This is a genomic window from Xenorhabdus taiwanensis, from assembly GCF_036512875.1.
Classification (GTDB): Bacteria; Pseudomonadota; Gammaproteobacteria; order Enterobacterales; family Enterobacteriaceae; genus Xenorhabdus; species Xenorhabdus taiwanensis.
This window is the reverse complement of sequence record NZ_AP028978.1, coordinates 237,118-250,134: the sequence shown is the minus strand read 5'-3', so window position 1 is coordinate 250,134 and position 13,017 is coordinate 237,118. Positions and strand designations below refer to the sequence as shown.

The 13,017-nt window shown below is 52.5% G+C and carries 10 protein-coding genes; 3 read left to right on the top strand and 7 right to left on the bottom strand.

Annotated elements, in window-relative coordinates:
- Positions 1 to 45: 45 nt before the first annotated feature.
- On the top strand, positions 46 to 366 hold the full coding sequence (locus ACE1SE_RS01025) for a SymE family type I addiction module toxin (protein WP_374053553.1): 321 nt from the start codon (positions 46 to 48) through the stop codon (positions 364 to 366).
- Between the two features lie 101 nt (positions 367 to 467).
- On the opposite strand, the gene ACE1SE_RS01020 is transcribed toward ACE1SE_RS01025, so the two are convergent.
- From ACE1SE_RS01020 to ACE1SE_RS01005, 4 genes are all read right to left on the bottom strand, one after another.
- Positions 468 to 908 carry a hypothetical protein gene (locus ACE1SE_RS01020; protein WP_374051250.1) on the bottom strand — a complete coding sequence of 147 codons (441 nt, stop codon included), beginning with the start codon at positions 906 to 908 and terminating at the stop codon, positions 468 to 470.
- Positions 909 to 973: 65 nt separating this feature from the next.
- Positions 974 to 1,450 (bottom strand): hypothetical protein, encoded by a 477-nt coding sequence (locus ACE1SE_RS01015; protein ID WP_374052284.1) that lies wholly within the window; start codon positions 1,448 to 1,450, stop codon positions 974 to 976.
- A 971-nt stretch (positions 1,451 to 2,421) separates the two neighbouring features.
- Positions 2,422 to 3,492, bottom strand: a complete 1,071-nt coding sequence (xerC, locus tag ACE1SE_RS01010) for a site-specific tyrosine recombinase XerC (protein ID WP_374051248.1) — start codon at positions 3,490 to 3,492, stop codon at positions 2,422 to 2,424.
- Positions 3,493 to 3,704: 212 nt separating this feature from the next.
- Positions 3,705 to 6,401 (bottom strand): CHC2 zinc finger domain-containing protein, encoded by a 2,697-nt coding sequence (locus tag ACE1SE_RS01005; protein WP_374051249.1) that lies wholly within the window; start codon positions 6,399 to 6,401, stop codon positions 3,705 to 3,707.
- Positions 6,402 to 6,532: 131 nt separating this feature from the next.
- On the opposite strand from ACE1SE_RS01005, the gene ACE1SE_RS01000 reads away from it, so the two are divergent.
- Together ACE1SE_RS01000 and ACE1SE_RS00995 are read left to right on the top strand one after the other, a co-directional pair.
- Positions 6,533 to 6,868, top strand: a complete 336-nt coding sequence (locus tag ACE1SE_RS01000) for a helix-turn-helix domain-containing protein (RefSeq protein ID WP_374053554.1) — start codon at positions 6,533 to 6,535, stop codon at positions 6,866 to 6,868.
- Between the two features lie 85 nt (positions 6,869 to 6,953).
- Entirely contained in the window at positions 6,954 to 7,274 is a 321-nt protein-coding gene (locus ACE1SE_RS00995) for a SymE family type I addiction module toxin (protein ID WP_374053553.1), read from the top strand.
- A gap of 101 nt (positions 7,275 to 7,375) precedes the next feature.
- On the opposite strand, the gene ACE1SE_RS00990 is transcribed toward ACE1SE_RS00995, so the two are convergent.
- The 3 genes from ACE1SE_RS00990 to ACE1SE_RS00980 form a co-directional block, all read right to left on the bottom strand.
- On the bottom strand, positions 7,376 to 7,816 hold the full coding sequence (locus ACE1SE_RS00990; protein WP_374051250.1) for a hypothetical protein: 441 nt from the start codon (positions 7,814 to 7,816) through the stop codon (positions 7,376 to 7,378).
- 65 nt (positions 7,817 to 7,881) lie between these two features.
- The gene (locus ACE1SE_RS00985; protein WP_374052283.1) at positions 7,882 to 12,519 is read right to left on the bottom strand and encodes an RHS repeat-associated core domain-containing protein; all 4,638 of its coding nucleotides are present in this window, start codon (positions 12,517 to 12,519) and stop codon (positions 7,882 to 7,884) included.
- 14 nt (positions 12,520 to 12,533) lie between these two features.
- Entirely contained in the window at positions 12,534 to 12,989 is a 456-nt protein-coding gene (locus ACE1SE_RS00980) for a DcrB-related protein (RefSeq protein WP_374052282.1), read from the bottom strand.
- Positions 12,990 to 13,017: the final 28 nt, after the last annotated feature.

The window sequence follows — 13,017 nt, the reverse complement described above, 5'->3', positions numbered from 1 at the left end:
CTGTTGTTATCGCTAACCACAACCAACTATTTGAGGTAGTTAATGATGGCTAAGGCGCATTCTAAGCAAAACCGTGCAGTAAATAAAGCCGTAAAAACAGAACGTTATTACACCGTGGGATACGTGCCGCAAAATGACAAGGCCAGTGCCCCGCCGGCAATCCATCTTAAGGGGCAGTGGCTTAAGGCAGCAGGCTTTGATATTGGCGGCACACTCACCGTCAAGATTATGGAGGGCTGTCTGGTGCTGATCCCTGACAGCGACGAGACTAACAGCCTCAAACAGCAATACCAGCGCCAGCGAGAGCAAATCAGCGAAATTAAGCTCAAGATGCGGGAGCTGCTTGGCGACTATACAAGCCGCTAAGGGCAGAAACTGAGCAGCTCTTAAAAGAAGAAAGCCGGAAGATCATGGGGATCTTTCCGGCTGATTTCATGGGTTATTAATCTCTATTTTAGGGCGATACTTTATATTTTACTTTTATCGGAGCAAGCTATAGATATAAACTCTTCAAAATCACTATTTTTATTTAACTTACCAAGTTTGAATGCCGGAGCTATATAATTGGAAAAAATAAACATATATTTTGATGCTATTTTTGCAGCATCAAATCTATTATTTGCCACCTTTTCACCAATATATATTCCCTCACTATCTTTCTTTCCAAAAAAGATAGAAAGATCAATATCATAAAAACAAGAATAATTTCCACTGTAATCCTCTGAATCAAACAGCCTGCCATGTATTGACACTACTGCTATAATCTCTTTAGTTGTAGATAATGGATAATTAGCTCTAGAGATAAATATATCATTACGAAAGAAAGCGTCTTCTACTAAAAAACGTTCGTCCTCACTAGATATATCAGCTAAAATACTTGGAGGTACATCATACATGTTGTTTTTCATAGTAAACCAGCCTGCCGGAATATGAAAGCATTCTAACGGGTTGTATTTCTGGAAAATATTAATCATCATTTAACCTTTTTCAAATAACCATTATAGTCCTGAGCAGAAATAGGATGCCCATGAAATTCATTTGTACTATTTGTTACTTCAACTCGCATATATTGAGTGGGTTTACCATTGTTATATCCAATATTTCTTCCAGAATCATAAATATAATAATCGGAACCTCCTGATTGAGGGGAATATGTACCTTTTTGCAAGGCTTCTTTTTCTATTTTGTTTCTAAATTTAGTTGCTTGATCACCTGTTATTTTTCCATGCCCAATACTCTCATCCCAATATTGAGCTGCTCCGCCTTTGCTAGAAAGCCCCTTAGCTTCTTCTTGAGTTCTTGCGAGAGTATGTTTTTTGTACTTTGCTGAACTTGATGTATGTCTTCTTGCTCGGTCTTCCTTCGCTAGTTTGCTTTCTTGCTCTAACGCATTACCACAATCATCACCAGCTAATCCAAACGGATCAACAAAGTTGACCGGATTATGCACATACGAATACGGATTAAACCCGCCCAGCAGCCCGATGGGGTCTTAGGGCAGGTTCCGGTGCGGTTATACTTTTTTAAGTGATTTTTTCCTGATTATCATCTTGTTAAAGAACCTCCCTTACCCGTTTTGCCCATTCCCGCGAACCTAAAATGCCGATGTGCACTTTTGGCCGGTTTTGACGCTTGCGCCGATGTGCAGTATAGCGCCCCTTTTTCTGGTTGATGGGGTAATCAGATTGATTTTGTGCGGTTTTTCACTGTCGGCAACGGGTGAACGCTGCCCGGCTTGCCGGGCGGCGGGCGGCCGTTCTGCGGGGGCGGGCGGCACAGAGTCCGCAAGCGGCGCCCTGCGACGCTCGGGTGCACGGTTGCTTTGGGCTTTGCCACGGTTTTGCATGACCGCACCCTGTTTACAAGGGAAGCCCCCTCAGGGGGCTGCACGGGGCGGAGATGGCGAGCACGGCAACGAGCGAGGAGCGCAGCGACTGCGAGCCGCGCGCAGACAATGCAGCAGGGTTGGGGCGGGGGAGGTAAAACAGCGGAGGCCGTAGGCCGACCTGCCTACAGGGTTGTTGGCCTGAGCCACTCAAGGCAGCTAAAGAAGGTGCGGGTGAGATGCCGGATGTGGCACGGTGTTCCGGTTCGGCGCGGTGTTGGGCAGGTATGGGCGCCGGTGCTGACAGCAGAAGGCGCCAGCCTTGTGCGGTGCCCCCCGCGATGCTGACAGCGGGGGCGCCAGACATAATGCAGATTGTGCGATGTGAGCCGCTCTTCGGGGGTTGGCGGAACGGCGGGGCGGAACGGCGAATTTCGCACAATCTCCCTGCATTATGTTAAATGGGCTTTGGGCAGCCGGCACTGAGTGATTGGGGACACCGTGGCCGCCGCTGACCATTGCCCATTTACCCCCGCCGGCACCGCAGCCTCCGGGCAGTCCGGCCACGGTCTGCCCCTGCACGGAACCCCGCAGACTCAACGGGGACGGGGGCGCTGTCCGCTGGCACCGAGGTGGCTGTCTGGCACGCTACTTTCCGCGGATTCAGGGCATGGGCGGCTCTTCGGGGGTTCGGTGTCAGCGTTTGGCGGCTGGTTATCTGCCCGCTCGGCCGGATGGGTCTGGCTGTGCACCTGCCTGAGCTGTTTGATGGCGACCCGCGTATACACCTGAGTCGTGTTGAGTTTCTCATGCCCCAGCATCGCCTGGATATGGCGGATATCCGCGCCATTGTCCAGCATCTGCGTCGCCATAGAATGCCGGAACAGGTGACAGGCACCCGGCTTGTCTAGCTGCGCCTGATGGCGGATGGCCTTGCCGGCGATTTGGGTCAGATGCCCCAGACTGAGCGGCCTGCCCTTTTGCGAGATAAACAGATAACCGCTGTCATGACTTTCTGCCAACTGTGGCCGAACCTGCACCAGATAGCGTGTCAGCCAGCCCAGCGCCCGCGCGCCGATGGGCACCACCCGGTCTTTATGGCCTTTGCCCTGATTAACCACAACCGCCCCGCGTTCGAAGTCGATATCACCCCGCCGGAGCTGGCGCAGCTCCATGCGCCGGAGGCCACTGCTCCACAGCACTTCCAGCATCACCCGGTTGCGCAGCCCCAGGATACTTTGGTCGTCAAGGCTGTCCAGCACCTGCACGGTTTCCCGTTCACTCAGTATCTGGGCGGGCAACCGCTTCTCTTCTTTCGGCAACACCAACTGCTCGGTCGGGTTGTAGAGGATGTGATGCCGTTGCAGTAGCCAGCGGAACCACAGCCGCAGGGCGATTAACCGTTCACGCTGGCCGTTATGGCTGTAAGGCTGGCCATCGGCCTTGCGGTAAGCCCGCAGGTAGCGCTGCCAGCTTTCCAGTAATACCAGCGTCACCTGTGCCGGATACTGCACGCTGCGCTGTCCGCACCAGTCCACGAACGGTAACAGCCGTTCCCGGTAGCTTTCCCGTGTGCGCGGGCTTTTTCCCTGTGCGACCAGCGTATCGAGGTACGCGTCCAGTTGCGCCCGTAAGGTGGCGTGCAGGGGATTAGGTGGGTTTGTCATGCGGATGTTCCTTCTTTTTTGTTGTATGGGTAGCGAAGAGAGCTGTACGGGCGGAACAGTGTTTTTTGGCTGATGCCGACCACTTTGAGGGGAAGCCTTGCTGTATCTGCCTTTGCCGGGATTTAACCATCCCGACTACCTGCCGACAACAAGCCGACTGACAGGCGACCGACTGGGCTTTAACCCCGACCGGATAACGTTATACTGCCCGCTCAGGGAACAATAAGGCCACTCAGGTGGGCGGTATCGCTGTCTGCCCCGTCGAACAGCAGTTCATAGACGAACGTCAGGCCACGACGGTGCAACAGCAGGTATTCCATTTCGACCAGCCGTGAGAGATGCACCTTAAGCTGGGTATCACCCCACTGCACCGCATCCCTCAACTGTTTGCGGGTAAACCGCATTTCGTGGCGGGGCTGGCCGCTTTCTTTTACCCAGCCCTGGATCAGCAATAACAGCTTGCGCGTCTGCGGCGGCATTTCGTCCAGTGTCCGGCCTAAGATTTCATGCGCCAACTGATTGGCGAGCCGGATATCGTCTTTGCTCACTTCGATGTATTCCAGCGTTTTCCCGCGATGCTCCGCCGTTTTGATTTCCCGCTGGTACTGGTGCAGCAACGCTATGCTCTGAATGAGGGTCAGGTATTTCATATGGTCTCGCCGCGTGCGGGTTTTGTCTGACAGGAACGTCAGTTGTGACGCATACGGATTGACCACATTCAACGGCTTAAGCAGCCGCTGGGCGTTCTGGTGAAGCTGCATCAGATAGTCCCGCTCGTTCTCAGCCAGCAAGCCTTCGAGCGTCTGCTTCTGGCGCTGCAACGCATGGATGGCTTCCGTCTGTTCACGGGATTCATTGACCGTCAGCACCAGACAGCGGTTGAGCAGCTCTTCATCCACATCAATGGCGGTGGTGGTCAGCATCAGCATCACCGGACCTTTGACGGTATAGCTTTTGGTGACGAGGTTGCCGGTCGCCTCATCCTTGCCGGTGCTGGCCATCGTCAGTTCACCATCCGACTGCAACAACTTCAACGCATAGGCCGCCTGCCGCACCCCTTCTTCTTCGGCGATAGCCAATATTTTGTGCTGGAGATTGGTTTCCCCCAGATAGAACAGGCTTTGCCCGGTCATGGCGCTGTACTGGATGCGCTCTTCCTCGGGGATCAGGTTCAGCACCGCCTCCATCAGTGAGGATTTGCCGGCGGCGCTGCTGCTCTGGATAAGTACCGCTAACGGTTTGGGTAACTTTCGGCTCACCGCCGCCAAAAAACCGGCCAGCAAGTTAGTGGATTCGCCGACCACACCGCAGGCCGCCAAGTCAGTGGTGATACGGGCCGTCAGGTACGGATCTTGCAACAAGGCCAGTGCCGCTTCCCGCTCTGCGATCCCCATTTCAGGTACGCGGGGTTCGGTGCCTTTGGCGGGCTGCTGCTGCCACTGTTCGACCGCCAGTAACACCTGCCCCAGTGCCCGCCGGAGGTCGCCTTCGGCCAGTCCCAGCTCAGCGGCAGCCAGCCGGGCGTAACTGTTGCGTGAGCGCCCGCTCATCAGATCAACCCCGTCGGCGAACAACACGCCGCTTTGCCTGTCCAGCACCTGCGCATTGAGCTTCATGGCAACCGATCCCGCTTTGACCGCACCCAGCCCGCGCAGGCACCATTGCAGCGTGCCGACTGACACGCGCAGCTCGCCATGCTCACCGGACTCACAGACGACATTTGGCATCACACCGGACGCAGGGTCAGCGGCTAAAGGGGAAGCGGGGGCTGGCGCGGTGTCCGGCTCAGGCGTCTGGCGCCCAAGTGCCACCGTATCCGCCACACCCTGCATCGGCACGGCGCTGTCAAGCAGCAGGGCAAAGGCAGTTTCCGGCTCAGCCACCTGGCACAGATATTCGTTCGCATCCCTGCCCGACGGGAACACCACGCGCAGGGGCGTGATCCCTTTGGTCGCCAGTGCCGCCGCCAGTTTGACCGCGGCATCATTGCCGGCGTTGTCATTATCGAAAGCGATCAGCACCTGCTTAATGCCGTACTGTTCAAAGGCTTGCCAGTGATCAGCTGTGACGCCATGCACCCCATAGGCCGCCGTCACATTGCGTTGCCCCGTCACCCAGAACGACATCGCATCAATCAGCGATTCACACAGGATAAGCGTTTTGGAGGCACCCAGCGCGGCTTCATTCCAGACGCCTTTGTGTGCCCCCGGCAGGTACAGATGGCGGATGATGGACTGGCGCAGGTCGTCGCCGATTTTGCGCCCGTACAGTTCGTGGATTTGCCCCTGTGCATCCATCACCGGCACAACCAGCGAGCCGCGCAGGTGCTCCCGCCCGTTCTCCCGCAGCACGCCGATGGCTTGCAGACGGCGGCGAACCTCTGCCCCGGCCTTGTATTTACTGGCTGGCAGACGGTAAGCGAGCGTTCGGTTGGCAAAGCCCAGCTTAAAATGGCTGACCAGTTCAGGATGGTTGAGCCGCCGTTTGGACAGGTACGCTTGTGCCTCCGGCGCATTCAGTAACGTATGGTGATAAAACGCAACCACCCGTGACAGCAACACCTGCTGCCCGATGGCATCACCGGCCAGCTCTTCCGGCTGCACCAGCGGCTCCACCGCCGGATTGTGCCCCAGCACGGCACGCAGGCGCTCCACGGCATGGCGCAGGCTCAGACCCTCGGTGTGCATGACCCAGTCCAGCACCGACCCGCCCGCATCACAGCCAAAACAGTGGTAGAGATTTTTCGCTGGGGTAATGATCATTGAGGGCGTTTTCTCCTCATGGAACGGGCACAGCACGGTCATGTCTTTGCCACGCTTAAACAACTGCCGACCTTGTTGCTCAATGATGGCGACTAAGGGAACGGCGGCTTTCAGGTGCTGTAATTCTGCGTCGGGGATGCGAGCCATATCGTTATTCCTTTAAAAACCCGTCAAGATTCTTTACATGTATTATATTAGTACCTATAATGTAACTATTGTCAAGGGCGCATTACCGGAGGACTTACATTATGGATTCTGTTTTATCATGGAGTTCTGACATGAGTTTCTCTGCCCGTTTAATTCAACTACGGAAGCAAAAAGGATTGACCCAGCAAGGATTAGCTGATGCTGCTAACATTCATGTCCAGCAGGTTAAACGCTATGAAGCCGGAACTTCCGAACCTTCCGCAGAAGCGCTACGCAAGTTAGCTAAAACGTTTTCTATTTCTGCTGACAGGTTACTTTTTGAAGAAGGAGAAAGGACACCATCTAATGAGTTTCTTTTCTTGTTTGAAGCGATTAATGAGTTTCCCGAAGAAGAAAAAAACGTCATTAGAGAGATGCTGGAAGGGATGGTGATTAAGTATCAGGCGCGTAAGTGGTTGAAGAGTTAAGGTAATAGAATGATTTAGCGCGATAACAGCAGGCGGCTACCTGTTGTTATCGCTAACCACAACCAACTATTTGAGGTAGTTAATGATGGCTAAGGCGCATTCTAAGCAAAACCGTGCAGTAAATAAAGCCGTAAAAACAGAACGTTATTACACCGTGGGATACGTGCCGCAAAATGACAAGGCCAGTGCCCCGCCGGCAATCCATCTTAAGGGGCAGTGGCTTAAGGCAGCAGGCTTTGATATTGGCGGCACACTCACCGTCAAGATTATGGAGGGCTGTCTGGTGCTGATCCCTGACAGCGACGAGACTAACAGCCTCAAACAGCAATACCAGCGCCAGCGAGAGCAAATCAGCGAAATTAAGCTCAAGATGCGGGAGCTGCTTGGCGACTATACAAGCCGCTAAGGGCAGAAACTGAGCAGCTCTTAAAAGAAGAAAGCCGGAAGATCATGGGGATCTTTCCGGCTGATTTCATGGGTTATTAATCTCTATTTTAGGGCGATACTTTATATTTTACTTTTATCGGAGCAAGCTATAGATATAAACTCTTCAAAATCACTATTTTTATTTAACTTACCAAGTTTGAATGCCGGAGCTATATAATTGGAAAAAATAAACATATATTTTGATGCTATTTTTGCAGCATCAAATCTATTATTTGCCACCTTTTCACCAATATATATTCCCTCACTATCTTTCTTTCCAAAAAAGATAGAAAGATCAATATCATAAAAACAAGAATAATTTCCACTGTAATCCTCTGAATCAAACAGCCTGCCATGTATTGACACTACTGCTATAATCTCTTTAGTTGTAGATAATGGATAATTAGCTCTAGAGATAAATATATCATTACGAAAGAAAGCGTCTTCTACTAAAAAACGTTCGTCCTCACTAGATATATCAGCTAAAATACTTGGAGGTACATCATACATGTTGTTTTTCATAGTAAACCAGCCTGCCGGAATATGAAAGCATTCTAACGGGTTGTATTTCTGGAAAATATTAATCATCATTTAACCTTTTTCAAATAACCATTATAGTCCTGAGCAGAAATAGGATGCCCATGAAATTCATTTGTACTATTTGTTACTTCAACTCGCATATATTGAGTGGGTTTACCATTGTTATATCCAATATTTCTTCCAGAATCATAAATATAATAATCGGAACCTCCTGATTGAGGGGAATATGTACCTTTTTGCAAGGCTTCTTTTTCTATTTTGTTTCTAAATTTAGTTGCTTGATCACCTGTTATTTTTCCATGCCCAATACTCTCATCCCAATATTGAGCTGCTCCGCCTTTGCTAGAAAGCCCCTTAGCTTCTTCTTGAGTTCTTGCGAGAGTATGTTTTTTGTACTTTGCTGAACTTGATGTATGTCTTCTTGCTCGGTCTTCCTTCGCTAGTTTGCTTTCTTGCTCTAACGCATTACCACAATCATCACCAGCTAATCCAAACGGATCAACAAAGTTGACCGGATTATGCACATACGAATACGGATTAAACCCGCCCAGCAGCCCGATGGGGTCTGGCGAGATATATTGCCCGGTCTCCGGCGAATAATACCGGAACCGATTATAGTATAAACCCGATTCCGTATCTTCATATTGCCCCATAAACCGGAAGTGACACTGGACATGGTGATCAGGGTGATGAGATGGCACGCCGCCCCGGTTTTCAGCCTTGCCCCAGGTGGTCAGATGCTGACCCCAGACCATCTCGCCTTGCTCATCCAGCAATTCCCGTACGGTGCCCTGATGGTCGCTGATAGCGTAGTGCAGTTTGCCCCGCTCAAAGCGTGCCGAAGGCGTCAGTCTGCCCGGTTCGTAGAGCCAGCGGATGCGCTGATCTTCCACTGGCGTACCATCCGCATAAAGCGGTGTTTCCTCAATCAGCTGATCCCCGCTCCACAGATAGCCATGTCCCACAATAGCACTGGGTTTAACACTGAGGTCTGGTTTGCCATCCAGCCAGCGCTGGAGATTAGCTGCGGCCAGCTTACCATCATGCACTTTCAACTTGCGGATACGCCGGCCAAACGCATCGTATTGATAGTGCCAGCGCGAGCCGTCCGGCGTTTCGCACTGCGTCAACTGATTCAGCACATCCCAGCGGTAACGCCACACCTGTGGCCGGAAGCCGTCACGCTGTTCAGTTTTTTCGATAAGCCGCCCACAGGTGTCATAACGGTAACGGATATTGCCACGCTGTATCACCCGTCCCGCCTGTTGGCGCTGTGTAATCTGAGCCATCGCACCGTGGGCATCCACGGGCAGATGCTGGCTTAAGTTGCCATTGACATCATAACTGAACTGCTCTTCATACGGACGGGCACCTTGGTACAGCGTTTGTGTTATCTGACCGTTAACATTGTAACGGTAACGGGTTTGTCCCCAGCGGCCATCATCAATCACCCGGAGGTTGTATGCCCGGTCATATTGCCAGCTCCGGTTAACCTCCGTGGCCTGTGGCGGAAAATGCGGATCGTTTTGTTGCAGGGTTTCCCGGAAAAAGGCGGTTGCCCGACCGGCCGACTGATGTGCTAACAATCCCGTCGCGGTGTAACGGCTGGCAAGAATAAAGCCGAGGGCACTTTCCCGCACGGTTTCTTGCCCTAATGGGTCATACTGTAAAGACAGCGGAGTCTGTTGGTTGAACTGGAAATGGTTTAACCACCCCATCCGGTTATAACCAAAATGAAGGGTATCCCCGCCCAGGGTTTCGGCTGTCGGCAGATCACTAAGATCATCCCATTCATGCGTGATTTCACGCCCGTTCAGGCGTTCCGCAATCACTCTCCCTGACTCGTCATAGTCAAACTCCACCACCGCATCTGCTGAGGTGGCACAGATCATCCTGCCCTGAGCATCGTAGGTATATTCGGTGACGGCCTGTAATTCACAGAGTAATTTTCCCGTTTGCCAGTACTCCTGCCGCTGAATTTGGTCTTTGGCAGTGTAACAAAAACGGATGAACTGACCGTTGGGATACCGTGTCAGGGTTCGACGGCCTGCCCGGTCATAGGTATAGTCGATCGCGCGTCCGGTAAAATCGGTTTCACGGATAATTTGTCCGGCTAAATCCCGCTCATAGCGATACGTTTCACCGGTTGCCATCGTCACGCTGTTCAGACGAATTAGGCGGTCATAACCAAAATGCAGGACTGTCCCATCCGGGCGGGTTAGCCGGGTCAGCAGATCAAAGGCACCATAGGTATAACGGGTGATATTTCCCTCACCGTCCGTAACCGCAGTGACCCTGCGCTCACTATCATAGCCGATATGCTGTTTTACCCCATCCGGTAATTCAATTTCAGTGACACTGTTGGCTGGACTGGCATGGAATGCACAGTGCTGATAACGGGTTTGCTGCCCCAGCGCATCTGTCACACTCCTCAGCCGTCCCAGCCCATCCTGTTCATAGCGGGTGGTATAACCATTGGGCGCCAGAACACCATGAAGCCGGTGTTGTTCATATTCATAACGCCACTGGGTGCCATCCGGCAGTACCCGTCTGAGGATTTCGCCATGCTGGTTGTAACGGTACTCATCCAATCGCCCCTGTGGGTCGGTCACGGCATCCAGTGCACCCTGGTCACTGTAGTGAAAAAGCCACGTTTTGCCATCCGGCAGTTTGGCCTGCACCAGTTGACCGTATTCATCATAGTCATAGACAAATATTTCACCGGAAGGCAGTGTCAGTTGGGTCAGTTCACCGTAAGGCGTGTATTCGAACTGTGTTTTTCTGCCCAGGGGATCGGTTTCTGAGAGTTTATGGCTCAGATCCCATTCCAGCACAGTTTCCCGCCCCAGCGGGTCAACTTTGCGGGTAATCTGGCCGTCTTCATTGTACCAATAGCGGGTACAGCCGCCTTCTGCATCCAGATAGGTAGTGACTTGGTTGACGTCATCATACAAAAAACGATCCTGCCAGTAGCCTTGTGGGGTATTGACCGAGACCACCCGCCCCCGGTTGTCATACCCCATCGACACATCAGTCGAATCCGTGTCATGCCAGCGGGTCATGTAGCCACAGGAATCATATTCGTGCCAGAGGTGACTGAACTGAAATGAATGGCATTCTGACAGGTAATTTTGTGCGTTGTACTGACAGGTGACCAGTGTCTGGCGCAGTTCTTCAGTCAGGTACTCGATAGAAGCCAACCGGTTCTGGTCGTAGTCCAGTAATAAGCGATAACCATCGGAATGGATCACCTGTGACAGCCGGTATTGTTGCTCTCCAAAGGGATCATCATAATGGAAGGTGATTTGGTTATTGTGACGGTCACGGATCGCAGACAATAACCGTTTATCGCCTGCCGGCTGTTCAAAACTCAGCGTTAATTGCGTCTGACGATCAAACAGGTACAACCCACCTGTTAAAGTGCCAAACAGCAGATAATGTCCGGCATGCAGGTTAACCGAAAACACGTTTTCATCCGGCGTATGGAAGGTGTAGACAACACCATCTGCATCGGTAAAATGCGTCACTTCCCCCGCTCGCCTTAACTGTTGCGACCAGTCATCTGACCATTTAGGGCCGAACAGGCCGGCAAAATTTTCAGTTGAACGATAGGTACGCACTAATGACAGGGGCAAGGTGCCCGGCAGGGAGAGCATCGGCCACTGTTGCAGGAAATCGCCTGTGGCCATATCGACCGGGTCACCACAGTTATCGTTTTCGTTCGGTTTTTTACTTTGTTTCTGGGTCGATTTTTTCGGCTTATCCGATTGAGTGACCCCTTTTTTATTGCGTGGTAAGGGCAATAAGCCGGCAATCACCACCGCCCACTGCAAGGCTTTATTGCTTTCCTGCAAAATAGGGAGTGCCTCTCCCGTTTCCTGAGTAATGGAAATCGATCCCGCGGCACTGTTGATATTAGCGTCACAGGTGGTGCGATGCCCCAATCGGGCAATTGGCTTACCGTTGGCAAACACGGTCTTTGCGCCTTCAGCGACCACGCCGGGAGGATGGTCACTGCACACCACCGGGTCGCCTTTCCGCGCGACCGGTTTACCCTCAAAGAATACATTGGAGGATCCTTTCGCAATGGTGCCTTTATTACTGCCATATTGCCCTATAGCGGCGCCAATCCCGGCACAGGTTCCACCAACAAACCCGCCGGCGGCAGCGGCAGCGGCAACCACAACCAGTGCCGCCCCGCCCGTGGCAACCACCAGAGCGCCCACCGCAACTGCCGCGACAGCTCCCAGTAAAATCCCGCCCAGCGCTCCCCACAACCCGGCATTTTTGTTCTGATGGGCAATGGCATCGCCTTCCCTGGCCGGGTTTTCACCTTCGGTTGCCACGGTGCCCATGCCCATCCCTTTGGCAATAGCGTGGCCGATTTTATCGCCGACATACATCCCCGCGGCCCCGCCTGCTGTGCCTGCGGCTAATCCCACCGCAAAAGGGACAGCAGCGCCCGTTGCCGCCGCATAGGTAGCACTGGTCGCCAGCGTGGCATCGGAGAAAGTATCACTTTGTAAAAACTCCAGCGCTCGGTCAGAAGTGGATTTTTCTGTCCGTGGCGGCACTGGCGTAGGTTTGCCTCCTTTTGAAGGCACTGTATGATTGTTTGCGACAGGTGACGGAGACGGTCGCCCTGCCGCTGCTGCGCCCATAATCACATTCTGTGAAACACTCATGTCACACCTCCCTGTCAGGCGTTATCTTTCTGCTCACCGCGTAGCTGGAACGTGGCCATCATGGTCTGCATTTGTTCCCGCTGTGCTGGCGTCATGTCCCCCTGACAGGTGCCGGTGAATATTAGCACCTGCGTTGGGGTATTGAGCATCATCATCAGTTGGTGCACAGCGCCATTCGGCGCGCGCCAGCGAAACTCAAAGGTCTCGGTTTCAAAGCCGTTCAGCTCACCGGATTCATGGGCTATCGCTGTATAATCTTTCAGTTGCTTGCTAATTGTGGTCATTTCCCGCTCAGCAAACTGACTGAATGCCAGCCCCCACGGTAAGTCATCGCGGGAGATGGTGAAACTGGTGCCATTTTTTTCATCCGGGCTGTTCAGCACCAGAATGCTTGCATCCTGCCAGCTGGATGGCAGCATGAGGGTGCCGGCATTGAAATGGAAAGGGGACAGGTCAAGTTTATCGTTCATCGTCAATCCTTGTTTATTCTTCTAGTTT